18 protein-coding genes and 6 tRNA genes are annotated in these 24,445 nt (G+C 68.4%); 18 read left to right on the top strand and 6 right to left on the bottom strand.

What is annotated here, in order from left to right; translation table 11 throughout:
* The first annotated feature begins 39 nt into the window (after window positions 1-39).
* The 3 genes from leuA (at window position 40) to pbpG (ending at window position 4,631) form a co-directional block, all read left to right on the top strand.
* Window positions 40-1,731: a 2-isopropylmalate synthase gene (gene leuA / locus LXT12_RS02500; RefSeq protein ID WP_233389114.1), complete on the top strand. Its 1,692-nt coding sequence runs from the start codon at window positions 40-42 to the stop codon at window positions 1,729-1,731.
* A complete protein-coding gene (locus LXT12_RS02495) occupies window positions 1,724-3,265 on the top strand; it encodes a 2-isopropylmalate synthase (protein WP_233389113.1) in 1,542 nt (513 codons plus the stop codon). Before leuA ends, LXT12_RS02495 begins: the two co-directional genes overlap by 8 nt.
* Window positions 3,266-3,665: 400 nt before the next feature.
* A complete protein-coding gene (pbpG, locus tag LXT12_RS02490; RefSeq protein WP_233389111.1) occupies window positions 3,666-4,631 on the top strand; it encodes a D-alanyl-D-alanine endopeptidase in 966 nt (321 codons plus the stop codon).
* Window positions 4,632-4,693: 62 nt separating this feature from the next.
* On the opposite strand, the gene LXT12_RS02485 is transcribed toward pbpG, so the two are convergent.
* Window positions 4,694-5,464, bottom strand: coding sequence for an IclR family transcriptional regulator (locus LXT12_RS02485; RefSeq protein WP_233389109.1), 771 nt, complete (start codon window positions 5,462-5,464; stop codon window positions 4,694-4,696).
* Window positions 5,465-5,498: 34 nt separating this feature from the next.
* Here LXT12_RS02485 and LXT12_RS02480 point away from each other — a divergent pair, with 34 nt between their 5' ends.
* Entirely contained in the window at window positions 5,499-6,623 is a 1,125-nt protein-coding gene (locus LXT12_RS02480; RefSeq protein WP_233389107.1) for a TIGR03790 family protein, read from the top strand.
* On the opposite strand, the gene hpnE is transcribed toward LXT12_RS02480, so the two are convergent.
* The 3 genes from hpnE to hpnC are packed head-to-tail and all read right to left on the bottom strand — an operon-like array spanning window position 6,530 to window position 9,503.
* Entirely contained in the window at window positions 6,530-7,870 is a 1,341-nt protein-coding gene (gene hpnE, locus LXT12_RS02475) for a hydroxysqualene dehydroxylase HpnE (protein ID WP_233389105.1), read from the bottom strand. The genes LXT12_RS02480 and hpnE overlap by 94 nt on opposite strands.
* On the bottom strand, window positions 7,834-8,682 hold the full coding sequence (gene hpnD, locus LXT12_RS02470; RefSeq protein ID WP_233389104.1) for a presqualene diphosphate synthase HpnD: 849 nt from the start codon (window positions 8,680-8,682) through the stop codon (window positions 7,834-7,836). Before hpnD ends, hpnE begins: the two co-directional genes overlap by 37 nt.
* On the bottom strand, window positions 8,679-9,503 hold the full coding sequence (gene hpnC / locus LXT12_RS02465) for a squalene synthase HpnC (RefSeq protein WP_233389101.1): 825 nt from the start codon (window positions 9,501-9,503) through the stop codon (window positions 8,679-8,681). Before hpnC ends, hpnD begins: the two co-directional genes overlap by 4 nt.
* Window positions 9,504-9,637: 134 nt before the next feature.
* Between hpnC and LXT12_RS02460 the strand changes: the two genes are divergently transcribed.
* The 12 genes from LXT12_RS02460 (at window position 9,638) to LXT12_RS02405 (ending at window position 20,830) form a co-directional block, all read left to right on the top strand.
* Entirely contained in the window at window positions 9,638-10,774 is a 1,137-nt protein-coding gene (locus LXT12_RS02460) for an efflux RND transporter periplasmic adaptor subunit (protein WP_233389099.1), read from the top strand.
* A gap of 13 nt (window positions 10,775-10,787) precedes the next feature.
* Window positions 10,788-13,964 (top strand): efflux RND transporter permease subunit, encoded by a 3,177-nt coding sequence (locus tag LXT12_RS02455; RefSeq protein WP_233389097.1) that lies wholly within the window; start codon window positions 10,788-10,790, stop codon window positions 13,962-13,964.
* A 148-nt stretch (window positions 13,965-14,112) separates the two neighbouring features.
* Window positions 14,113-14,199: transfer RNA gene (locus tag LXT12_RS02450), tRNA-Leu, on the top strand.
* 28 nt (window positions 14,200-14,227) lie between these two features.
* On the top strand, window positions 14,228-15,541 hold the full coding sequence (tig, locus tag LXT12_RS02445; RefSeq protein WP_233389095.1) for a trigger factor: 1,314 nt from the start codon (window positions 14,228-14,230) through the stop codon (window positions 15,539-15,541).
* A gap of 107 nt (window positions 15,542-15,648) precedes the next feature.
* Complete coding sequence (clpP, locus tag LXT12_RS02440; RefSeq protein ID WP_233389093.1) at window positions 15,649-16,257, top strand: ATP-dependent Clp endopeptidase proteolytic subunit ClpP; 609 nt, start codon at window positions 15,649-15,651, stop codon at window positions 16,255-16,257.
* 138 nt (window positions 16,258-16,395) lie between these two features.
* Window positions 16,396-17,667 carry an ATP-dependent Clp protease ATP-binding subunit ClpX gene (gene clpX / locus LXT12_RS02435; RefSeq protein ID WP_233389092.1) on the top strand — a complete coding sequence of 424 codons (1,272 nt, stop codon included), beginning with the start codon at window positions 16,396-16,398 and terminating at the stop codon, window positions 17,665-17,667.
* A gap of 71 nt (window positions 17,668-17,738) precedes the next feature.
* The gene (lon, locus tag LXT12_RS02430; protein WP_233389090.1) at window positions 17,739-20,159 is read left to right on the top strand and encodes an endopeptidase La; all 2,421 of its coding nucleotides are present in this window, start codon (window positions 17,739-17,741) and stop codon (window positions 20,157-20,159) included.
* An 86-nt stretch (window positions 20,160-20,245) separates the two neighbouring features.
* A tRNA-Gly gene (locus LXT12_RS02425) sits at window positions 20,246-20,321 on the top strand.
* A 75-nt stretch (window positions 20,322-20,396) separates the two neighbouring features.
* Window positions 20,397-20,470, top strand: a tRNA-Cys gene (locus LXT12_RS02420).
* A gap of 12 nt (window positions 20,471-20,482) precedes the next feature.
* Window positions 20,483-20,558 (top strand) — tRNA-Gly (locus LXT12_RS02415).
* Between the two features lie 38 nt (window positions 20,559-20,596).
* A tRNA-Gly gene (locus LXT12_RS02410) sits at window positions 20,597-20,672 on the top strand.
* 69 nt (window positions 20,673-20,741) lie between these two features.
* Window positions 20,742-20,830, top strand: a tRNA-Leu gene (locus LXT12_RS02405).
* 39 nt (window positions 20,831-20,869) lie between these two features.
* Here LXT12_RS02405 and LXT12_RS02400 read toward each other — a convergent pair.
* Together LXT12_RS02400 and murI are read right to left on the bottom strand one after the other, a co-directional pair.
* Window positions 20,870-21,556: an N-acyl amino acid synthase FeeM domain-containing protein gene (locus LXT12_RS02400; RefSeq protein ID WP_233389088.1), complete on the bottom strand. Its 687-nt coding sequence runs from the start codon at window positions 21,554-21,556 to the stop codon at window positions 20,870-20,872.
* A 161-nt stretch (window positions 21,557-21,717) separates the two neighbouring features.
* The gene (gene murI / locus LXT12_RS02395; protein ID WP_233389085.1) at window positions 21,718-22,545 is read right to left on the bottom strand and encodes a glutamate racemase; all 828 of its coding nucleotides are present in this window, start codon (window positions 22,543-22,545) and stop codon (window positions 21,718-21,720) included.
* Window positions 22,546-22,717: 172 nt separating this feature from the next.
* Here murI and LXT12_RS02390 point away from each other — a divergent pair, with 172 nt between their 5' ends.
* Window positions 22,718-23,473, top strand: coding sequence for an electron transfer flavoprotein subunit beta/FixA family protein (locus LXT12_RS02390; RefSeq protein ID WP_233389083.1), 756 nt, complete (start codon window positions 22,718-22,720; stop codon window positions 23,471-23,473).
* The gene (locus tag LXT12_RS02385; RefSeq protein WP_233389081.1) at window positions 23,473-24,405 is read left to right on the top strand and encodes an electron transfer flavoprotein subunit alpha/FixB family protein; all 933 of its coding nucleotides are present in this window, start codon (window positions 23,473-23,475) and stop codon (window positions 24,403-24,405) included. The genes LXT12_RS02390 and LXT12_RS02385 overlap by 1 nt, the downstream gene beginning before the upstream one ends.
* The last annotated feature ends 40 nt before the right edge of the window (window positions 24,406-24,445 follow it).

Below are 24,445 nucleotides of genomic sequence, written 5' to 3'. Positions count from 1 at the left end.
CAAAGGCTGTCGGTTGTGCCACCTCTTCGGATGGAAACCATGTTGAAGCAACCGCAGCAGAAGTACCGCGCCTTCGCGCCCATCGCCTTGCCCGACCGTCGCTGGCCCGACGCCGTGCTCACCCGTGCGCCGATCTGGCTGAGCACCGACCTGCGCGACGGCAACCAGGCCCTCATCGAGCCGATGGACATCGCCCGCAAGCTGCGAATGTTCCAGCAGCTCGTGAAGATCGGCTTCAAGGAGATCGAGGTCGGCTTCCCTTCCGCGTCGCAGACCGAGTTCGACTTCGTCCGGCTGCTCATCGAGGGCGGCCATATTCCCGACGACGTCACCATCCAGGTTCTGACGCAGGCGCGTGCCCACCTGATCGAGCGCACTTTCGAGGCCCTCGATGGCGCGCGGCGGGTCGTCGTGCACGTCTACAACGCCGTCGCGCCCATCATGCGCCGCGTCGTGCTCGGCACCGACGAAGACGGCATTGTCGAGCTGGCTGCCTCGCATGCCCGCCAGATCAAGGCACTCGCCGCGGCGCGTCCGGGCACCGACTGGCGTTTCGAATATTCGCCCGAGATGTTCTCCGGCACGGAGCTGGCCTTCAGCAAGCGCGTGGTGGATGCGGTGACCGAGGTCTGGGCGCCGACGCCGGACCGCAAGTGCATCATCAACCTGCCCTCCACCGTCGAGCACAGCACGCCCAACGTCTTCGCCGACATGATCGAGTGGATGCACCGCCACCTCGATCGCCGTGACAGCATCATCCTGTCCGTCCACCCCCACAACGACCGCGGCACCGGCACGGCCGCCGGCGAGCTGGCCCTGATGGCCGGCGCCGAGCGCATCGAAGGCTGCCTGTTCGGCAACGGCGAGCGCACCGGCAACGTCGACCTCGTCAACATCGCACTCAACCTCTACACCCAGGGTGTGGACCCGCAGCTGGACTTCTCGGACATCGACGAGGTGCGCCGCTGCGTCGAGCACTGCACGCAGATCCCGGTCCACCCACGCCATCCCTACGTGGGCGATCTCGTGTACACCTCCTTCTCCGGCTCCCACCAGGACGCCATCAAGAAGGCCTTCGCCGCCCGCAGGGACGGCGACGTCTGGGACATGCCCTATCTGCCGGTCGACCCCAAAGACCTCGGCCGCAGCTATGACGCCGTGATCCGCGTGAACAGCCAGTCCGGCAAGGGCGGCATCGCCTACCTGCTGGAGACCGAATACGGCCTGGAGCTGCCGCGCCGCCTGCAGATCGAGTTCAGCCAGGTCGTGCAGGCCGTCATGGACGACATGGGCAAGGAACTCAGCGCAGCCGACATCCACGCCATCTTCGAGCGCGAATACGCCCTCGGCGATGCCGGCACGGCCGTGCTGCAGCCGCAGATGACCGAAGTGGGCGGTGGCGCGATGCGCGTTGCCGCCGAAGTGGTGCTGGGCGGCTGGATGGGCCGCGTGCAGGGCGAGGGCAATGGCCCCATCGACGCCTTCGTCAACGCCCTCAGCGCCCGCGCCGGCACGCCCATCCGCGTGCTGGACTATCACGAGCACGCCATCGGCAGCGGTGCCGACGCCCGTGCCGTGGCCTATCTGGAGTTGCGCGTCGGCGACGAGACCCGGCATGGTGTCGGCATCGATGGCAGCATCGTGCGCGCTTCCATGCAGGCCATCCTCTCCGGCCTGCGCCGCAGCCCGGCTTTCGCGATGCCTCACAAGCAGGAACAGACCCATGAGTGACCAGCTGATCATCTTCGACACCACCTTGCGCGACGGCGAGCAATCGCCCGGCGCCTCCATGACGCGCGAGGAAAAGCTGCGCATCGCCCGCCAGCTGGAGCGGATGAAGGTGGACGTCATCGAGGCCGGCTTCGCGGCCTCCAGCAATGGCGACTTCGAGGCCGTCAAGGCCATCGCCGCCGCGGTTCGGGACAGCACCATCTGCTCGCTGGCCCGGGCCAACGACCGCGACATCTCGCGCGCCGCCGAGGCCCTGGCCGGCGCCCAGCGCGCGCGCATCCACACCTTCATCGCCACCAGCGAGCTCCACATGGAGAAGAAGCTGCGGATGACGCGCGAGCAGGTGCTGGAGCAGGCCACGCTGGCCGTGCGCTTCGGCCGCAACCTCTGCGGCGACATCGAGTTCTCGCCGGAGGACGGCTACCGCTCCGACATCGACTTCCTGGCCCGCGTCTGCGAGGCCGTCATCAAGGAGGGCGCCGGCACCATCAACATCCCCGACACCGTCGGCTATGCCATCCCGGAGCTCTACGGCGACTTCATCCGCCGGCTGCGCGAGAAGGTGCCCAACTCCGACAAGGCGATCTGGAGCGTGCACTGCCACAACGACCTCGGCATGGCGGTGGCCAATTCGCTGGCCGGCGTGAAGCTGGGCGGCGCACGGCAGATCGAGTGCACCATCAACGGCCTGGGTGAGCGCGCCGGCAATTGCTCGCTCGAGGAGGTCGTCATGGCCGTGAAGACGCGGCGCGACTACTTCGGCCTGGACGTCGGCATCGAGACCTCGCAGATCGTGCCCGCCTCCAAGCTGGTCTCCCAGACCACGGGCTTCGTCGTGCAGCCCAACAAGGCCGTCGTCGGCGCCAATGCATTCGCCCATGCCTCCGGCATCCACCAGGACGGCGTGCTCAAGGCCCGCGACACCTACGAGATCATGCGGGCCGAGGACGTCGGCTGGGCCGCCAACAAGATCGTGCTGGGCAAGCTGTCGGGCCGCAACGCCTTCAAGCAGCGCCTGCAGGAGCTGGGCATCGAGCTGGACAGTGAGGCCGAGGTCAATGCCGCCTTCCAGCGCTTCAAGGACCTGGCCGACCGCAAAAACGAAATCTTCGACGAAGACATCATCGCCCTCGTCATGGACGAGTCGGTCATCGCCGACGAGGAGCACTACCGGCTGCTGTCGCTGGCCCAGCGCTCCGAGACCGGGGAGCGGCCGCACGCCGCCATCGTCTTCTCGGTCGGCCACCAGGAACACCGCGCCGAGAGCGACGGCAACGGCCCGGTCGATGCGACGCTGCGGGCCATCGAGTCCGTGGTGCAGTCCGGCGCCGAGATGGTGCTGTACTCCGTCAACGCCATCACCGGCGGCAGCACCGAGTCTCAGGGCGAGGTGACGGTGCGGCTGCAGCACAGTGGCCGCGTCGTCAACGGCGTGGGGGCGGACCCGGACATCATCGTCGCCTCCGCCAAGGCCTACCTGAGCGCGCTGAACAAGCTGCAGAGCAAGAACGAGCGGGTCGCCGCCCAAGGCTGATGCCGGCGCGCGGGCCGGTGTAACGGCCGTGAACCGTGTCACGCCTGGGCCGACCGTTACGCCGCCGCGTGCAATCTGGCGCGCAAAGGCCCCGCTGCTCGGGGCCGCCTCCCGGGTCTGCGCCCGCAGAATCGCTGTCGTGGCCATCCGCGGGCAGCGTGCGGGGCGGTCGACCGGCGTTCTTGGCATGCGGGGCCGACCTGATACCGCCGCCGTGTCAGCCGAGGCCTACTTGCGTTCGTTTGAAGCCAGCTGCGAAGCGACCCGGAGCCGACGGCGGACCTACGGTGACTTCCCTAGAACAAGGGCAAGAGTTCACTTGAGGTATCCCGCTTAAGTTCTTATCTTGTCAGTGTTTTTGGCGTCACTTACACTGCCGCCCTGCTGTTTGGGGACACCGTTGAAGACTTTTGCCGCCGCTTTCCTGAGTCTCAGCCTGTTGGCCGGCCTGCCCGATGCGGCCTGCGCCGCCGCCAACAAGTCCAAACCCGTACCGACCCGCAAGGTCAAGTCCGTCGTGCTGCGCAAGACGGTCGCGGCCGTGCCGCCCGTGGCGACCTTCGGCCAGGTGGCCGGCCTGCACGAGGTGGACGATCCGCTCTCGCTGAAGTCCAGCGTCGCCTACGTGCTCGACCAAGACACCAACGAGGTGCTCTTCTCCAAGAACCCCCAGGCCGTGCTGCCCATCGCCTCCATCACCAAGCTGATGACGGCCCTGGTCGTCGTCGAGGCCGGCCTGTCCCTCGACGAGAAGATCACCGTGACCGACGAGGACGTCGACACCGAGAAGTTCACCCATTCGCGCCTGGCCGTCGGCACCACGCTGACCCGCGGCGAAATGCTGCACCTGGCGCTGATGTCGAGCGAGAACCGCGCCGCGCATGCACTGGGCCGCAACTACCCGGGCGGCCTGACGGCCTTCGTCGCGGCCATGAATGCCAAGGCCCAGGCCCTCGGCATGGCCGACACCCACTACGTCGAACCCACCGGCCTGTCCAGTCGCAACCAGAGCAGCGCCAAGGACCTGGCCGCCCTCGTCAACGTCACCAGCCAGATCCCGCTGCTGCGCGACCTGTCCACCTCCCGCGAGGCCCGCGTGGCCCTGGGCAAGCGCATGGTGCAGTTCCGCTCCACCAACGGCCTGCTGTCCAGCCCGCTGTGGGACATCGGCCTGCAGAAGACCGGCTTCATCAACGAGGCCGGCAAATGCCTGGTCATGCAGGCCCGCATGGCCGGGCGCCAGCTCATCATGGTGTTCCTCGATTCGAGCGGCAAGGCCTCGCGGATCGCCGATGCCGAGCGCATGCGCAAGTGGCTGGCGACGCTGCCCGGCGAGCCGGCCGCCACGGCGTCCAGCAAGCTCTGAGGTCAACTCCCTTCCCATGCAAAACGGCGCCGAGGCGCCGTTTTGCTTTTTGGAATGACCCGTCAAGTCCGGTGGCCCAGGGCCGCCGAGATCTGGGCGGCCGTCTCCTTCAGTCTGATCACCCAGCTCTCCTCCAGCCGGTCGGCCGGCGCGGAGATGGACAGGCCGGCGATCAGCTTGGCCTGGTCGTCGTAGATGCCGGCGGCCATGCAGCGCACGCCGAGTTCCAGCTCCTCGTCGTCCCGCGCGATGCCGCGCTGCCTCACCGTCGCCAACTCGCGCTCCAGTGCGCCGAGGTCGGTCAGGCTGTTGCGGGTGTGGCCGCCCAGGCCGGTGCGGGTGGCGTAGGCGCGCACCCGCGAGCTGTCGTCGCCGGCCAGGAAGAGCTTGCCGACCGAGGTCAGGTGCAGCGGCGCGCGGCCACCCACGGCGCGCACGACCTGCATGCCGGAGCGTTCCGAGTAGGTGCGCTCGATGTAGACGATCTCGTCGCCCTGGCGCACGGAGAGGTTGACCGGTTGATGCGTGAACTTGTGCAGTTCGCGCATGGCCGGCAGGGCGGCGTCGCGCACGTCCAGCCGTGCCTTGACGAGGTTGCCCAGCTCCAGCATGCGCATGCCCAGCCGGTAGCTGCCCGCCTCGGGCCGGTCGACGAATCGGCCCAGGGTCAGGTCGTTGAGAATCCGGTGCGCCGTCGAGGGGTGCAGGCCCGTCGCCTCGGACAGGGCCTTCAGCGAGACCGGGTCCTGGTGGCTGGCCAGCACGTCCAGCAGGGCGAACATCCGCTCCAGGACCTGGATGGCCGGGGTTTGCTGCGCCTCTTTGGATTTCATGCCGTCATTGTGGAGGAGATTGGCCGTGTTTTGTATGGCGAAAGCTAGGTTCAGCAGATGGCAAGCCCTGGCGGCGCTGCTGCTGGCCGTGGCGGCGGGTGGCGCCCAGGCGGCCGGACCGGCCTCGGCGCCTGCCCAGCCGGAGGCCCGGTGGAGCCGCATGCCGCGTCTCTATGGGCGGATCACGGCCGATGAGCTGGGCCTGGTCATCAACACGGCCGATCCCTATTCGGTCACCATCGGCGAGTACTACGCGCGGCGCCGCGGCATCCCGGAGGCCAACATCCTGCGCGTGCAACTGCCCCTGCGCGCCAGCCTGAGCCGCGACGAGTTCACGGCCCTCGACCAGGCCGTTCGCAGCCGCCTTCCCGAGTCGGTCAACGGCCTGGCGCTGGCCTGGGTTCAGCCCTATGCCGTGGAGTGCAATTCGCTGACCAGCGCACTCGCCCAGGGCCTGCAGCCCGACGTCTGCGCGCACAGCTGCGCGCCCACTCGCGTCAGCCCCTACACGAGCTACTTCGGTGCCCGGCCCTGGCTGGTCATCGGCCTGAGGCCGGCCATGCAGCTGGCCGCGCGGTCCGTGCCGGCCGCGATGGCCATGATCGAGCGAGGGATCGCCTCCGACCACATGCTGGCTGCCGGCAGCGCCGAGCCGGCCATGGCCTATCTGGCCGCGACGCCGGACGTGCACCGCAACGTCCGTGAACGCCTGTTCCCGCCGGCCGGCCCCGTGCCAGGCGTGGCCGGCCTGGAGGTGGCCCGGGTGCGCAGCGACGCGCTGCCGCCGATGCGCCGCATCCTGGCGTACGAGACCGGCCTGGCCCGCGTGCCGGGGCCGCTGGGCGGCGAATGGCTGCCCGGCGCCCTGGCCGACCACCTGACGTCGGCCGGAGGCCAGCTCGAAAGACCGCCGGCGGACGTACAGATGAACATCCTCGACTGGATCGATGCCGGCGCGACGGCGAGTTATGGCTCGGTCAGCGAGCCCTGCAACCACCTCCAGAAGTTCCCGCATCCCCAGGCCCTGATCCAGGCCTATGCCCAGGGCGTCAGCGCCCTGGAGGCTTACTGGCACAGCGTCGCCTGGCCGGCGCAGGGCGTGTTCGTGGGCGAGCCGCTTGCGGCGCCTTTCGCCCCGCTCCCGCCGCCCACGCCCTGAGCGGCCGCGAGGCCGGCGCGGACGGCGCCTTCGAGCGTGGCGGGGTAGGGCCCTTCGACATAGTCGCCGGCCGCCCACAGGCCCGGCGCGATGCGGCCCGGCGGGCGGACCAGCCCGGGCGTGCAGGCGAAGGTCGCGCGCTTTTCCGTCAGCATCCGCTCGATGACGGGCGGCGTGGCCCACGCCAGCTCGCGCCGCGCCTGGGCCAGCACGGCCTGCGCGCAGTCGCCGCGTTCGACCCAGGGGGCAGCACCGCTGACCACGAAGGCGAAGCGCCCCGGCGCGCCGCCGAGGGCGCCATGGTCGAAGACGAACTGTGCGGGCGAATCCGGCCCCTCGCGGAGGGCGAGCATGGGCTGGGGCAGGGCGCTGCCGGGGCTGTGCAGGTAGACCGTGACGATGGGCTGGAAGGCGAGGGCCCGGGCCAGCGCCGCCCAGCCGGGCGCGATGCCGGCCGTCAACCTCGCGGCCTCGACGCTGGTGCAGGCGAGCACCACGGCATCGAAGGGCTCGCCGTCCACGCGCCAACCCGGCTCGATGCACTGGACGCGCCGGCCGGTGCGCAGCCGTTCGCCCAGCCAGGCCGCGGCGGGGCGGGCGAGCAGCTCGGACAGCGGGCGGCGTGGCAGCAGCAGGTCGGCGCTGCCGGGCCCGCTGAAGAGGGCGTCTTTCAGCACGCGCAGGAAGACCTGGGCGCTGGCCTGCGGCGCCGGCGTGTTCAGGGCAGCCACGCACAGGGGCTCGACGAGGTCGCGCTTCACCGCCGCGGGCAGGCCGGCGCAGAGCTGGGCGACGCTCAGCGACGCGTCGCAGCGGAAGCCGCGCGCCAGCCAGCCGCCGGCCGCGGCCAGCAGGCGCAAGCGCGCGGCCAGGGGCCAGCCCCGATGCGCCAGCACGCCGCGCGTGAAGGCCACCAGGGGCGGCCCCGGCGGCAGGCGCAGCCCCGCCTCGCCGGGGTAGGGCAGGGCCAGGGGCAGCCGCTCGAGCACGGCCTCGGGACTCACGTCGAGGCGCCGCATCAGCGCCAGGCTGTCGCGGTAGGCGCCGATGAGGATGTGCTGGCCGTTGTCGTAGTCGGGGTCGCCGGCGACGCTGCGGGCCCGGCCGCCGGCCTGCGGCGCCATCTCGAAGACGGTAATGTCGTGACCCGCATCGGCCAGGCTGACGGCCGCCGCGATGCCGGCCCAGCCGCCGCCGACGATGGCCGCCTTCACCGGCCGCGCCAGTTGGTGCGCATGGCGATCCACAGCTTGCGCAGCGGCGTCAGCGCGATGCGCTGGTGCAGGACCTGGAAGCCTTCGCGCTCGATCTCCACCAGCAAGGCGCGGTAGATGTTGGCCATCATCAGCCCCGGCTTTTGCGCCGCACGGTCCGCCTCGGGCAGCTGGGCCAGGGCCTCGTCGTAGAGGCGGTGGGCGCGTTCGGCCTGGAACTTCATCAGCGCCGTGAAGCGGTCCGAATAGCCCCAGGGTTTGCTGCGCAGCAGGATCTCGCTGGCCTTGACGCCGAACTGCTGCAGCTCGTTCACCGGCAGGTAGATGCGCCCGCGCCGGGCGTCGTCGCCGACGTCGCGGATGATGTTGGTCAGCTGCATCGCCAGGCCGAGCTTGTGGGCGTAGTCCACCGTCTGTGGCTGCGTGCGGCCGAAGATGCTGCTGGCCACCTCGCCCACGACGCCCGCGACCAGATGGCAATAACGCTGCAGGCCGGGGAAGTCGAGGTAGCGGGTCTGCTGCAGGTCCATCTCGCAGCCCTCGATGACGGCGTCGAGGTGCTCCCGGCGGATGTCGTAGGCGGCCACGTGGGGCATCAGGGCCTTCATCACCGGATGGCTGGGCTGGCCGGCGAAGGCGCTGGCGGCCTCCTTGCGCCACCAGGCCAGCTTGGTGGCGGCGACGCCGGCGTCCTGCGTCTCGTCGACGACGTCGTCCACCTCCCGACAGAAGGCGTAGAAGGCCGTGATCGCGGCCCGCCGCGGCGGTGGCAGGAAGAGAAAGGCGTAGTAGAAGCTCGAGCCGCTGCCGGCGGCTTTGTCCTGGACGTATTGCTCGGGGCTCATGGTGCGGCCCGCATTGTGAGGGCGCGCCAGGCCAGGCGGGGCGCGTCGGCCATTCCCAGGGCTGGGCGGTGGATGAAACTGTCGTGGCCGCGGGTGGCGATCTTGTCGAGGATGGCCAGGCCGCCTTGCACGACCAGGCGCAGCTCCCAGCCCGCGCGGCCGGCCAGCGTGAGGGCGAGCGGTGCGCCTTCCCGCATCAGCGCGCCGGCCCAGTCGCAGAGGTCGCGCACCAATGCCCGTGCGGCCGGCCCGTCGCGGCAGGCGAGCACGTCTTCGGCGCTGACGCCGAAGCGCTCCAGGTCGGCCTCGGGCACGTAGAGCCGCCCACGGGGGCCGTCGCGGCTGAAGTCCTGCCAGAAGTTGATGAGCTGAAGGCTGGAGCAGATGGCGTCCGAACGGCGCAGCGAGACGGCGTCGCTCACGCCGTACAGCCCCAGGAGCAGGCGCCCGACGGGGTTGGCGGAACGGCGGCAGTAGTCGAGCAGGTGGCCGCGGTCGCGGTAGCGCGGCGGCGTCAGGTCCTGCTCGAAGGCGTCGAGCAGGTCATGCAGCAAGGCCGGCTGCAGGCGGTGCATCTCACGTGCCAGCGGCGCGAAGACCTGGGGCCAGCGTGGCGACGGCTGCCGGCCGGCGACGACGGCGTCGAGGTCGGCGCGGTAGTCCCGCAGCGCCTGCACGCGCTGAGGCGTCGCCAGGTCGCCTTCGTCGGCCAGGTCGTCCGCCGTGCGGGCGAAGTGGTAGAGGGCCACGACGGCCGGCCGCAGGCGCGGCGGGCAGAGCCAGGAGGCGACGGGAAAGTTCTCGTAGTGGTCGACGCTCAAGCTGCGTCCTCAAGTCGGCGCGGGAAGGTCCGAAGTGTCAGTGAGGTTTGACAGTTGTCACGGGGTCTGAATACATTACTGACCCGCCGGTCATTAAATTTTCGAGCCGGCCGTCCATCCCTGCCGAGGTCTGCATGCCCCATCTTCCGCGTCTTGCGTCGTCCCTGCTGCTGGCGGCCCTGCTTTCGGCTCTGGTGTCGGGGTGCAGCAAACAGGCGCCGGCGCCCGAAGCCGAGCGGGCGGTGCGGACCCTGGTCCTCAGTGCCAGCTCGGCGAGCTCCAGCCACGAGTACGCGGCCGAGGTGAAGCCGCGCATCGAATCGCGGCTGTCATTTCGCGTCAGCGGCAAGCTGCTCAGCCGCGCGGTCAACCTCGGCGACACGGTCAAGGCCGGCCAGGTGCTGGCGCGCATCGACGCCCAGGACCTGAAGCTGGCCGAGGCCGCAGCCAGTGCCGCCGTGATGGCGGCGCGCACCAACCGAGACCAGGCTGGCGCCGACTACAAGCGCTTCGTCGACCTGCAGCGCCAGGGCTTCATCAGCGCGGCCGAGCTGGAGCGGCGCGATTCCGCCTTCAAGGCGGCGCAGGCCCAGTTGGAGCAGGCGCGCGCCCAGGCCGACGTGCAGGGCAACCAGGCGGCCTATGCCCAGCTGGTGGCGGACGGCCCCGGCGTCGTCACCGGCATCGACGCGGAGCCGGGCCAGGTGCTGGCGGCCGGTACGCCGGTGGTGCGCGTCGCCCTCGACGGCCCCCGCGACATCGTCTTCTCGGTGCCTGAAGACCAGATTTCGCGCGTGAAGGCGGCGGCCAGCCAGCCCGGCGCCCTCAAGGTGAGGCTGTGGGCCAGCGACAAGACCTACCCATTGACCCTGCGCGAGGTGGCCGCCGCGGCCGACCCCGTCACGCGGACCTTCCTGATCAAGGCTGACGCCGGCAAGCTGGACGTCAAGCTCGGCCAGTCCGCCACCGTGGTGCTGGACCTGCCGCAGCAACCGGGCGTCATCAAGCTGCCGCTGGCGGCCGTCCTGCAGCAAGGCGGCAAGACCTCGGTCTGGGTGCTGGACGGGCCGTCGATGACGGTCAAGCCCGTGGCGGTGCAGGTGGCGGGCGCCGAGGGCAACGAGGTCGTCGTCGGCGGCGGCCTGGCGCCGGGGCAGGAGGTGGTGGTTGCCGGGGTGCACGTGCTCAATCCGGGCCAGAAGGTCAAGCGCTACGTGCCGCCGCGGACCCCCGCGGATGCCGCCCCTCCCGCTCCCGCAGCCTCTCGCTGAGCCGGGGCCGCGCATGACTTCACCAATCACCAAGCACGCCCAAGTCGGCGGATTCAACGTCTCGCGCTGGGCGCTGGAGCATCCCGCGCTGACGCGCTACCTGATGGTGGTGCTGATGCTGATGGGCTTCGCCGCCTACTTCCAGCTCGGCCAGGACGAGGACCCGCCCTTCACCTTCCGCGCCATGGTCATCCAGGCCTTCTGGCCCGGGGCCACGGCCCAGCAGATGGCCGACCAGGTCACCGACAAGATCGAGAAGACGCTGCAGGAGGTCAACCACGCCGACAAGATCCGCTCCTACACCAAGCCGGGCGAGTCGGTGACGGTGTTCCAGGTCAAGGAGAACACGCCGCCCAAGGACGTGAACGACCTCTGGTACCAGGTGCGCAAGAAGGTCGGCGACATGCGCGGCAACCTGCCGCAGGGCGTGCTGGGGCCTTTCTTCAACGACGAGTACGGCGACGTCTACGGCTCCATCTACGCGCTCTCGGCCGATGGCTTCAGCCGCGAGGAGCTGCGCGAGCACGCCGACCGCGTGCGCCAGGCGCTGCTGCAGGTCAAGGACGTGGCCAAGGTGGAGATCTTCGGCGTGCAGCCCGAGAAGCTCTTCATCGAGGTCTCGCAGAAGCGCCTGGCGCAGCTCGGCCTGGATTTCGGCCAGGTGATCAACCAGATCGGCGCGCAGAACGCCGTCGAGGGTGCCGGCGTGCTGAACGCGGGCAGCGCCAACTTCCAGGTGCGGGTACAGGGTCAGTTCACCTCCGCCCAGGCGCTGGCCGACGTGCCCATCCGGGCCGTCAATCCGCAGACGGGCGTGGCCAGCCAGATGCGCCTGGGCGACATCGCCACCATCAAGCGCGACTACGTCGACCCGCCGACCACCATGGTGCGCCACCAGGGCAAGGAGGTGCTCGCCCTGGGCGTGTCCATGGCCAAGGGCGGCGACATCATCGCCATGGGCAAGGCGCTCGGCGTGGCCACCAAGGCCATCGAGCGCGACCTGCCCGCGGGCATCCACCTGGAGCAGATCCAGGACCAGCCCAAGGCCGTGGCCACGTCGGTGGGCGAGTTCGTGCACGTGCTGATCGAGGCCGTGGTCATCGTGCTGGCGGTCAGCTTCATCTCGCTGGGCCTGCACACGAGGCCGCTGCGCATCGACGTCTGGCCCGGCCTGGTGGTCGCCATCACCATCCCGCTCGTGCTGGCCATCACCTTCGTCACCATGTTCTATTGGGGCGTGGGCCTGCACAAGATCTCGCTGGGCTCGCTCATCATCGCGCTGGGCCTGCTGGTGGACGACGCCATCATTGCCGTCGAGATGATGGTGCGCAAGCTCGAAGAGGGCTACGACAAGATGCACGCCGCCACCTTCGCCTACGACGTGACGGCCATGCCCATGCTGACCGGCACGCTGATCACGGCGGTGGGCTTCCTGCCCATCGGGCTGGCCCAGTCCACGGTGGGCGAATACACCTTCGCGATCTTCGCGGTGACGGCGGCGTCGCTCGTCATCTCCTGGTGCGTTTCCGTCTACTTCGTGCCCTACCTCGGCGCCCTGCTGCTCAAGAGCAAGCACGCCGCCGACGGCGAGGTGCACGAGATCTTCGACACGCCTTTCTACAACCGCTTCCGCGCCCTGGTGCGCTGGTGCGTGGAAAACCGCTGGAAGACGCTGGCCATCACCCTGCTCGTCTTCGTCCTCGGCCTGCTCGGCATGGGGCGCGTGCAGCAGCAGTTCTTCCCTGATTCGAGCCGGCCTGAGCTCATGGTCGACCTGTGGCTGCCCGAGGGCTCGACCATCCAGGAGACCGAGGCGCTGGCCAAGCGCTTCGAGGCACGCATGCTGAAGGAGCCCGGCGTGGCCACGGTCACGAGCTGGGTCGGCTCGGGCGTGCCGCGCTTCTACCTGCCGCTGGACCAGATCTTTCCGCAGGCCAACGTCACGCAATCCATCCTGCTGCCCAAGGACCTGGGGGCGCGCGAGGAGCTGCGCAAGCGCCTGCCGGCGGTGCTGGCCGAGGAATTCCCGGAGGCGCGTGGCCGCGTCAAGCTGCTGCCCAACGGCCCGCCGGTGTCCTATCCGGTCCAGTTCCGAGTCGCCGGCGTCGACCCCAAGGTCGTGCGCGAATGGGCCGACAAGGCCAAGGACATCCTGCGCGCCAACCCCAACATGCGGGGCGTCAACGACAACTGGAACGAGAACGTCAAGATCCTGCGCCTGACGGTCGACCAGGACAAGGCGCGTGCCCTGGGCGTCACCAGCCAGGCGCTGGCCCAGGCCTCGCGCACGCTGCTGTCGGGCACCGTCATCGGCCAGTACCGTGAAGCGGACAAGCTCATCGACATCGTGCTGCGCCAGCCGCTGGAGGAGCGGGCCGTCATCACCGACTTCGGCAACGCCAACCTGCCCACCACCTCCGGCCGGACCATCCCGATGGCCCAGGTGGCCAAGGTGCAGTTCGACTGGGAACCCGGCGTGATGTGGCGCGAGGGCCGCAATTACGCCGTCACCGTGCAGGGCGACGTCGTCGAGGGGCTGCAGGGCGCGACGGTGACCCAGCAGGTCTGGCCCAAGCTCGACGAGCTGCAAAAGCAGATGCCCACGGGCTACCGCATCGAGATCGCGGGTGCCGTGGAGGAGAGCAGCAAGGGGCAGAACTCCATCTTCGTCGGCATGCCGGTGATGCTCTTCATCACCTTCACGCTGCTGATGCTGCAGCTGCAGAGCTTCTCGCGCTCGCTGCTGGCTTTCCTGACCGGCTTCCTGGGCATCGCCGGCGTGGCCGCAGCGCTGCTGGTGCTGGGGCGGCCCTTCGGCTTCGTGGCCATGCTGGGCGTCATCGCCCTCAACGGCATGATCATCCGCAACTCCGTCATCCTCATCGACCAGATCGAGCAGGACCGCGCCCGCGGGGTGCCCGACTGGTCGGCCATCGTCGAGTCGGCGGTGCGGCGGTTCCGGCCGATCGTGCTGACGGCGGCGGCGGCGGTGCTGGCGATGATCCCGCTGTCGCGCAGCGTCTTCTGGGGCCCGATGGCCGTGGCCATCATGGGCGGCCTCATCGTCGCGACCGTGCTGACGCTGCTGGCCCTGCCGGCCATGTACGCGGCCTGGTTCCGCGTGCAGCGGCCCGAGGAGCACAGCCGCATGCTCAGCCGCCTGCCCGAGGAGTCCGGCGAGCCGACCTGAGGCGGCGCACAGGTCGCGAGACCTAGGGTTTTGCCGCCCCGCGGAACGGGGCGGCAGGCAGGCCGCGCGGCGTCGCTACAATCGCCGGTTTGCCGAATCGCCTACGGGGTCGCTTCCCGGACTTACCTCTGAAGCGGCCCAACCACCTGCGCGGGTGGCGAAATTGGTAGACGCACCAGGTTTAGGTCCTGACGCCTTCACGGGCGTGCCGGTTCGAGTCCGGCCCCGCGCACCACTGTCCTTCAACTGTTCCCGAGTCCATCATGGCCGTCACCGTCGAAACCCTCGAAAAGCTGGAACGCCGCATCACCCTGCACGTCGCGGCCGCTGAGATCAACAGCGAAGTCGAAGCCCGCCTCAAGAAGCTGGCCCGCACCGTCAAGGCCGACGGCTTCCGTCCCGGCAAGGTGCCGATGAATGTCGTCGCCCAGCGCTACGGCTACTCGGTGCAGTACGAGGTCGTCAACGACAAGCTCGGCCAGGCCTTCAACGACGCCGCCAACGAAGCCCAGCTGCGCGTGGCCGGCATGCCGCGCATCGAGCAGAAGAACGAGGCGCCCGAGGGCCAGATGGCCTTCGACGCCACCTTCGAGGTCTATCCCGAGGTCAAGATCGGCGACCTGGCCACCGCCGAGGTGGAGCGCGTCACCAGCGAGGTGACCGAGGAAGCCATCGACAAGACCGTCGACATCCTGCGCAAGCAGCGCCGCAGCTTCGCCCAGCGGGCCGCCGCCGACGTGGCCCAGGCCGGTGACCGCGTCACCATCGACTTCGAAGGCAAGATCGACGGCGAGCCCTTCGCCGGCGGCAAGGCCGAGGGCTTCCAGTTCCTGATCGGCGAAGGCCAGATGCTGGAGCAGTTCGATGCCGCTGTGCGCGGCATGAAGGCCGGCGAGAGCAAGACCTTCCCGCTGCAATTCCCCGAGGACTACCACGGCAAGGACGTGGCCGGCAAGGAAGCCGACTTCCTCGTCACGGTCAAGAAGATCGAGGCCCAGCACCTGCCGGAGGTGAACGAAGCCTTCGCCAAGTCGCTCGGCATCAAGGACGGCACGGTCGAGGCCTTGCGCGCCGACATCAAGAAGAACCTCGAGCGCGAGGTGAAGTTCCGCGTGCTGGCCCGCAACAAGGGCGCCGTCATGGACGCCCTGGTGGCCGCCTCCGAACTGGACGTGCCCAACGCCCTGGTGCAGGGCGAAGCCGAGCGCATGGTCGGCCAGGCCCGCGAGGACCTGAAGAAGCGCGGCGTCAAGGATGCCGACAAGGCCGAGATCCCGGCCGACATCTTCAAGCCCCAGGCCGAGCGCCGCGTGCGCCTGGGCCTGGTCGTCGCCGAGCTGGTGCGTGCCAACAACCTGCAGGCCAAGCCGGCCCAGCTGCAGGCCCACATCGAAGAGCTGTCGCAGAGCTACGAGAAGCCCGCTGAAGTGATGCGCTGGTACCTGAGCGACCGCGAGCGCATGGCCGAGGTGGAGGCCGTCGTGGTCGAGAACAATGTCACGGAATTCGTGCTGGCCAAGGCCAAGGTGACCGACAAGGCCCTGCCTTTCGACGAGTTGATGGCCGCCTCGAACTGAGAGGCCATGCCTTGAGGAAGGCGCCGCGCCGCGAGGCCCGGCGCCTTTGTTCTTGCATGTCCATAATCCATCCCCATAACTGACGTCACTGCTTTTCAAGGATCTGAATGAGCGCTCTCGACACCAGCAACCTCGGGCTCGTGCCCATGGTCATCGAAACGTCCGGTCGCGGCGAGCGCGCCTACGACATCTACTCGCGCCTGCTGCGCGAGCGCATCGTCTTCCTGGTCGGTCCGGTCAACGACGCCGTGGCCAACCTCGTCGTGGCCCAGCTGCTGTTCCTGGAAAGCGAGAACCCCGACAAGGAGATCTCGCTCTACATCAACAGCCCCGGCGGCAGCGTGTCGGCCGGCATGTCCATCTACGACACCATGCAGTTCATCAAGCCTGACGTCTCCACGCTGTGCATGGGCATGGCGGCCAGCATGGGTGCCTTCCTGCTGGCGGCCGGCGCCAAGGGCAAGCGCTTCTCGCTGCCCAACGCCAAGGTCATGATCCACCAGCCCCTGGGCGGCGCCCAGGGCCAGGCGACCGACATCGAGATCCATGCCCGTGAAATCCTGAAGACTCGCGAGGCTCTCAACCGCATCCTGGCCGAGCGCACCGGCCAGAGCCTGGAGAAAATCCAGTCCGACACCGAACGCGACTACTTCATGTCGGCGGCCGAAGCCCAGGGCTACGGCCTGATCGACCAGGTCCTGGAACACCGCCCCTGAGCCTCCTGCCAAACGAGAGGGGCCGTAACCGGCCCACGGATTCGCCGCGAAATCGGGGCCCTTATCCCCACAAGGGCCCCGAGATCGTTTGGACTATCATCATTCGAGGCACCCCCGCCTCCTTCTTCGAGCAGTTTCATGGCCGATAAAAAAGGCAACTCCAGCGAGAAAGTCCTTTATTGCTCCTTCTGCGGCAAGAGCCAGCACGAGGTCAAGAAGCTGATCGCCGGTCCCTCGGTCTTCATCTGCGACGAGTGCATCGAGCTGTGCAACGACATCGTCCGCGATGAGATCCCGGCCCCTGCGCCGGCGGCCCGCGCGGGCAAGTCGGACCTGCCGACGCCCAGCGAGATCAAGTCGAGCCTGGATCAGTACGTCATCGGCCAGGACGTGGCCAAGCGCACCCTCGCCGTGGCCGTCTACAACCACTACAAGCGCTTGCGCCACATGGCGACGACCAAGGACTCGGTCGAGCTGTCCAAGAGCAACATCCTGCTGATCGGCCCCACTGGCTCCGGCAAGACGCTGCTGGCGCAGACGCTGGCGCGCCTGCTGAACGTGCCGTTCGTGATCGCCGACGCGACGACGCTGACCGAAGCCGGCTACGTCGGCGAGGACGTCGAGAACATCATCCAGAAGCTGCTGCAGAACTGCAATTACGACGTCGAGCGCGCCCAGCGCGGCATCGTCTACATCGACGAGATCGACAAGATCTCCCGCAAGGCCGACAACCCGTCCATCACCCGCGACGTCTCGGGCGAAGGCGTGCAGCAGGCGCTGCTGAAGCTGGTCGAAGGCACGATGGCCTCGGTGCCGCCCCAGGGCGGCCGCAAGCATCCCAACCAGGACTTCCTGCAGATCGACACCACCAACATCCTCTTCATCTGCGGCGGCGCCTTCGACGGCCTGGAGAAGGTCATCCAGAACCGCAGCGAGAAGTCGGGCATCGGCTTCGGCGCGACGGTGCGCAGCAAGGCCGAGAAGAAGGTCGGCGAGGTCTTCCGCGAGGTCGAGCCCGAGGACATCATCAAGTTCGGCCTCATCCCCGAACTGGTCGGCCGCCTGCCGGTGGTCGCAACGCTGGGCGAACTGACCGAAGACGCCCTGATCCAGATCCTCACCGAGCCCAAGAACGCCCTGGTCAAGCAATACCAGCAGCTCTTCGAGATGGACGGCGTTGAGCTCGAGATCCGCAAGCCGGCCCTGGCCGCCATCGCCCGCAAGGCGCTGGCCCGCAAGACCGGCGCCCGCGGCCTGCGCTCCATCATGGAGCAGGCCCTCATCGACACCATGTTCGACCTCCCCGCGCTCGACGGCGTCGAGAAGGTCGTGCTGGACGAACACAACATCGAGGAGGCGTCGGCACGCCCCTTGCTGGTCTATCGCGAGCAGGCCAAGGCCAGCGCCTGAACCCCGGGCGCCACCGGCTGCTTGCATTCGCCCCCTCAGGCCGCACATCGGCCTGAGAAAGAGAGGTCTACATGTCCGGACATCCCATCCTTCCCGCCGACCCCATCACGCTGCCGCTGCTGCCGCTGCGTGACGTGGTCGTGTTCCCGCACATGGTCATCCCGCTGTTCGTGGGCCGGCCGAAGTCCATCAAGGCCCTGGAAGCCGCGATGGAGGCGGGTCGCCAGATCATGCTGGTCGCCCAGAAGGCCGCCGGCAAGGACGAGCCCAAGGCCGAAGACATGTTCGAGGTCGGCTGCGTCTCCAGCATCCTGCAGATGCTCAAGCTGCCCGATGGCACCGTGAAGGTGCTGGTCGAGGGCCTGCAGCGCGCCACCACGCTGTCCATCACCGAGCCTGGCGAGCATTTCGTCGCCGAGGTCACGCCCATCCCGCCCGAGACCGAGCATGCGCCCGAAGTCGAGGCCCTGCGCCGCGCCGTGACGCAGCAGTTCGACCAGTACGTCAAGCTCAACAAGAAGATCCCGCCGGAGATCCTCACGTCCATCGGCGGCATCGACGACCCGGGCCGCCTGGCCGACACCATCGCCGCCCACCTGCCGCTCAAGCTCGACGCCAAGCAGGCCGTGCTCGACCTGTCCGACGTGGCCAAGCGGCTGGAGAAGCTGCTCGACCTGCTGGAGCACGAGGTCGACATCCTGCAGGTCGAAAAGCGCATCCGTGGCCGCGTCAAGCGCCAGATGGAGAAGAGCCAGCGCGAGTACTACCTGAACGAACAGGTCAAGGCCATCCAGAAGGAGCTCGGCGACGGCGAAGAAGGCGCCGACATGGAGGAGCTCGAGAAGAAGATCCTCGCGGCCCGCATGCCCAAGGAAGCGCGCAAGAAGGCCGACGCGGAGCTCAAGAAGCTCAAGCTGATGTCGCCCATGTCCGCCGAGGCGACCGTGGTGCGCAACTACATCGACACCCTGGTCAGCCTGCCCTGGAGCAAGAAGACCAAGATCAAGCACGACCTCAAGAACGCCGAGGACGTGCTGAACGAAGACCACTACGGCCTCGAGAAGGTCAAGGACCGCATCCTCGAATACCTCGCGGTGCAGCAGCGCGTCGAGAAGGTCAAGGCGCCCATCCTGTGCCTGGTCGGCCCTCCGGGCGTCGGCAAGACCTCGCTCGGCCAGAGTGTGGCCCGCGCCACGGGCCGCAAGTTCGTCCGCATGGCGCTCGGCGGCGTGCGTGACGAAGCCGAGATCCGCGGCCACCGCCGCACCTACATCGGCTCCATGCCGGGCAAGGTGCTGCAGAGCCTGTCCAAGATCGGCACGCGCAATCCGCTCTTCCTGCTCGACGAGATCGACAAGCTGGGCATGGACTTCCGCGGCGACCCGTCCTCGGCCCTGCTCGAGGTGCTGGACCCGGAGCAGAACCACACCTTCGGCGACCACTACATCGAGGTCGACTTCGACCTGTCCGACGTGATGTTCGTCGCCACGTCCAACTCGATGAACATCCCGCCGGCCCTGCTGGACCGGATGGAGGTCATCCGCCTGTCGGGCTACACCGAGGACGAGAAGGTCAGCATCGCCCAGCGCTATCTGCTGCCCAAGCAGCGCAAGAACAACGGCGTGCAGGACGAGGAACTCGACGTCACCGAGTCGGCCATCCGTGGCGTGATCCGCTACTACACGCGTGAAGCCGGCGTGCGTTCGCTCGAGCGCGAGATGTCCAAGATCTGCCGCAAGGTGGTCAAGGGCATCCAGCTCAAGACCTACGAGGGCAAGGTCGTCGTCACCGAGGACAACCTCCACGAGTTTCTTGGCGTGCGCAAGTACGACTTCGGCCGTGCCGAGAAGAAGAACCAGGTCGGCCAGGTCGTCGGCCTGGCCTGGACCGAGGTGGGCGGCGACCTGCTGACCATCGAGGCCACGGCCATGCCGGGCAAAGGCAACATCATCCGCACCGGCTCGCTGGGCGACGTGATGAAGGAGTCCGTCGAGGCCGCCCGCACTGTGGTGCGCTCGCGCGCCCGCCGCCTGGGCATCAAGGACGAAGTCTTCGAGAAGCGCGACGTGCACGTCCACGTGCCCGATGGCGCCACGCCCAAGGACGGCCCGAGCGCGGGTGCGGCCATGACGACGGCCTTCGTGTCGGCACTGACCGGCATCCCGGTGCGCGCCGACGTGGCGATGACGGGCGAGATCACGCTGCGCGGCGAGGTCACGGCCATCGGCGGTCTCAAGGAAAAGCTCCTGGCGGCCCACCGCGGCGGCATCAAGACGGTGCTGATCCCCGAGGAGAACGTCAAGGACCTCCAGGACATCCCGGAGAACGTCAAGAACCAGCTCGAGATCGTGCCGGTGCGCTGGATCGAGAAGGTGCTGGAGATCGCCCTCGAGGCGGTACCGGCGCCTCTGCCCGACGAGGAGGTGGCCGTGGTGGCGCCTGCCAAGACGGAAGAGGCGGTGGTGCCTGGCGCGCAGTCTGTGCCGCACTGAAGCGGAAGCGGCTGGTCTTGTGATCCGACCAAAAAACAGATTACAATGCCAGCTTCGCTAGACACGCAAGTGACTGGTGAAGCGACGCGGGAATAGCTCAGTTGGTAGAGCGCAACCTTGCCAAGGTTGAGGTCGCGAGTTCGAGCCTCGTTTCCCGCTCCAGTTTTCCTTGAGGGAAGCCCCGGCTTCCCTTTTTCGTCAAGGCCGCACCAAACGGCCTTGGCTTGGGTTTACGGCGGCGCGATAGCAAAGCGGTTATGCCCCGGATTGCAAATCCGGTCAGTCCGGTTCGACTCCGGATCGCGCCTCCAAGACAAGACACTGCGGGAATAGCTCAGTTGGTAGAGCGCAACCTTGCCAAGGTTGAGGTCGCGAGTTCGAGCCTCGTTTCCCGCTCCAGTGTGACGCCACGGTGCGCTGCAAGGCGCTCCGGCGATGCGGGATTAGCTCAGTTGGTAGAGCGATACCTTGCCAAGGTATAGGTCGAGAGTTCGAGCCTCTTATCCCGCTCCACTCCTCACGGGAGATTCGGTCACCGGATCTCCCGTTTTTCTTTGGTGCGGCCCGGATAATGCCGGCGGCGCGCGGGTGGCGAAATCGGTAAACGCAGCGGACTTAAAATCCGCCGCCTCGAAAGGGGCGTACGGGTTCAAGTCCCGTCCCGCGCACCAGTGCAGCCGGCCGGCACGGATTGCCGCCGAAATGACCCGTTAGGACAGCCGGGCCAGCATCGTGGCTTCAGTTCCCTCGTCCCACGCCAGCGGGTAGAGGCTGCGTGCCGCCGCCAGCATTTCCGGCTGGCCGCCCAGCAGCGCGATCTGCTCCCGCACCGCCGCGAAATCGATGCTCATCAGCACGGCCGGCGCCTGAACCCTCGGGTTGTGGCGCTCGTGCGTGTAGGGAATCAGGCCCAGGCAGCGTCGGTAGAAGGGCACGTGGCGGGGGTTCACCTCGATGACCAGCCGTTCGCAGCCGGCACGCCGGTGGGCATGCAGGTAGCCGAGGTGGAAGATCTGGGCCAGGACGCGCTTGGGGTCGTGCGAATGCTTGTCCACGGCCAGGCCGCCGAATTCGCACAGCTTCACGCCAGCGGCGCGCCACTCGTCCAGTTCGTTGCCGAACAGCAGGTCCGCGTGCAGGCCGCCCGGTCCGTCGAAGCGCACCGACAGCGTGCCGACGATGCGCTCGCCGTCGCGCGCCGTGCAGACGACGTCGCCGTCCTGGCTGCGGCTGCTGTAGCGCTCGCGGGAGACACGAAGGCCACGGTCGCCGTAGCGGCGCTCGACGAGGCCCAGGGCCTCGCCCTCGAGGCCGCCGAAGCCGCTGTCCAGCTCCAGGGGCGGGCTGCGGCTGGGGGTGTGAGACGGGTTGCGCCTCGCTTCAACGATTGGGACCATCGACTGCATCCTCGGCGCCTGCGTTTGCAAGCGGCGGAGTCTAGGGATGCTTGGCCCCTCCGGGCGCGACTCTCACAGACCGATACACCGGTAGGATTTCGTCTATGAGATTTCGCACATGAACGGTGCCCGCCCGCCTTCCGCGGGTGCCGTTGCGCCGTTCAGGAGGCCGGTGTGGTGAGCGACGTCAAGCCGGGCTGCCAGGCCTGGACGGCCGTGTCCTGCCAGCCCAGGACGGTGGCGATCCAGTCGCTCAGGGTCTGCGGGTCGCCGCTGGTTTCGATGTGCAGGGAGGCTTGCTCACCGGCGGCCGGCCGCCAGAGTTCGCATGCGCGGCGCGCGACGGCCGTCTCGATGCGCAGCAGTTGGACCTCGGGGCCCAGGGCCGCCTGCCAGAGCGGCTCGATCAGCGGATAGTGGGTGCAGCCGAGCAGGGCGGTGTCGACGCCGGCGGCGCGAAGCGGCATGCAGTGCTGCTCCAACAACTGCCGCAGCATGGGGCTGGCGAGATCGCCCGCCTCGATGTGCTCGACGACGCCCGGGCAGCCTCTCACGACGACCTCGCGTCCCTGGGCATGCCGCTCGATCAAGGCCTGCAGGCGGGCGCTGGCGGCGGTGGCCGGCGTGGCCAGCACCCCGATGCGGCCGTTGCGCGTCGCCGCGACGGCCGGCTTGATGCCGGGCTCGGTGCCGACGAAGGGCAGCCCCGGCCAGCGGGCGCGCAGCGCTTCGATGGCGTGGGCCGTGGCGGTGTTGCAGGCCACGACGACCAGCGCGGCCCCTTGCTCGACCAAATGTTCGGTGATGGCCATGCAGCGGGCGCGGATCTCCTCCGGGCTGCGGTTGCCGTAGGGCGCATAGGCCGTGTCCGCGAGGTAGCGCAGTGGCGCCGTAGGCAACAGGGTGCGCAGTTCGCGCAGCACCGTCAGCCCGCCGACGCCGGAGTCGAAGACGCCGATCTCGCGGCGCGGGGTGGGGTCGATCTGCATGGGCGCGGCAGTCTAGCCCGAGGATTTCGAGAGGGCTCTCCATAACGACTTCGTGCAGCGCGATCGAGGCTCTGGCTAGAATCGAACGATCGTGCTTTTTTAAGCGCGGCTCCGCCCGGAGCGCCCCGTAGAATCCGATTAACGTTTACGTCAATTCGAGCTGGAGTTTTCGATGAAGGTCTTGGTCCCGGTGAAGCGTGTCGTCGACTACAACGTCAAGGTGCGCGTGAAGAGCGATGGCACGGGCGTCGACATCGCCAACGTGAAGATGTCGATGAATCCCTTCGACGAGATCGCCGTCGAAGAGGCGGTGCGCCTGAAGGAGAAGGGCGTCGTGACGGAAGTCATCGCCGTGTCCTGCGGCGTCACCCAGTGCCAGGAGACCCTGCGCACCGCCATGGCCATCGGCGCCGACCGCGCCATCCTGGTCGAGACGCCTGCCGACGTCGAACTTCAGCCGCTGGCCGTGGCCAAGCTGCTCAAGGCCCTGGTCGACAAGGAGCAGCCCCAGCTCGTCATCCTCGGCAAGCAGGCCATCGACGACGACTGCAACCAGACGGGCCAGATGCTGGCCGCACTGGCCGGACTGCCGCAAGGCACCTTCGCGAGCAAGCTGGAGGTGGCCGGCGACAAGCTCAACGTTACCCGCGAGGTCGACGGCGGCCTGGAGACCGTGGCCCTCAGCCTGCCGGCCGTCGTGACGACCGACCTGCGCCTGAACGAGCCGCGCTACGTGACCCTGCCCAACATCATGAAGGCCAAGAAGAAGCCGCTCGACGTGGTCAAGCCGGCCGACCTGGGCGTGGACATCGCGCCGCGCATCAAGACGCTCAAGGTGAGCGAGCCGCCCAAGCGCGGTGCCGGCGTGAAGGTGCCCGACGTGGCCACCCTGGTGAACAAGCTGAAGACTGAAGCGAAGGTGATCTGATGACTGCCCTGGTTATTGCCGAACACGACAACGCGTCCATCAAGGGCGCGACCCTGAACACCGTCACGGCCGCCGCCGCCCTGGGTGGCGAGGTTCACGTCCTCGTCGCCGGACAGAACGCCGCCGCGGCCGCTGCGGCCGCCGCGCAGATCGCGGGCGTGGCCAAGGTGCTGCAGGCGGACTCCGCCGCCCTGGCCGATGGCCTGGCCGAGAACGTCGCCGCGCAGGTCGTGGCGCTGGCCTCGGGCTACAGCCACATCCTTTTCCCCGCCACGGCCGCCGGCAAGAACGTCGCCCCGCGCGTCGCCGCCCTGCTGGACGTCGCCCAGGTCAGCGACATCACCAAAGTCGTCAGCGCCGATACCTTCGAGCGCCCGATCTACGCCGGCAACGCCATCGCCACGGTCCAGAGCGGCGATGCCACCAAGGTCATCACCGTGCGCACCACCGGCTTCGACCCGGCCGCCGCCACGGGCGGCTCGGCCGCGGTGGAGAGCGTCGCGGCGGCTGCCGACGTCGGCAAGAGCAGCTTCGTGGGCCGCGAGGTCACGAAGAGCGACCGCCCCGAGCTGACCGCCGCCAAGATCATCGTCTCCGGCGGTCGGGCCCTGGGCTCCAACGAGAAGTTCATGGAAGTGCTGACGCCGCTGGCCGACAAGCTCGGCGCCGCCCTGGGCGCCTCGCGCGCCGCGGTGGACGCAGGCTACGCGCCCAATGACTGGCAGGTCGGCCAGACGGGCAAGATCGTCGCTCCGCAGCTCTACATCGCCGCCGGCATCTCGGGCGCCATCCAGCACCTGGCCGGCATGAAGGACTCCAAGGTCATCGTGGCGATCAACAAGGACCCCGAGGCCCCGATCTTCTCGGTGGCCGACTACGGGCTCGAGGCCGACCTGTTCACGGCCGTGCCCGAGCTCGTCTCCGCGCTGTAAGCCACCGCGCCGACCGCACCGGGCGCCCGACGTCGACTGT

Origin of the sequence: Pelomonas caseinilytica (genome assembly GCF_021353235.1) — a bacterium.
Classification (GTDB): domain Bacteria; phylum Pseudomonadota; class Gammaproteobacteria; order Burkholderiales; family Burkholderiaceae_C; genus Pelomonas; species Pelomonas caseinilytica.
The sequence above is the reverse complement of the archived record's forward strand: the minus strand, read 5'-3'. Positions and strand labels throughout refer to the sequence as shown.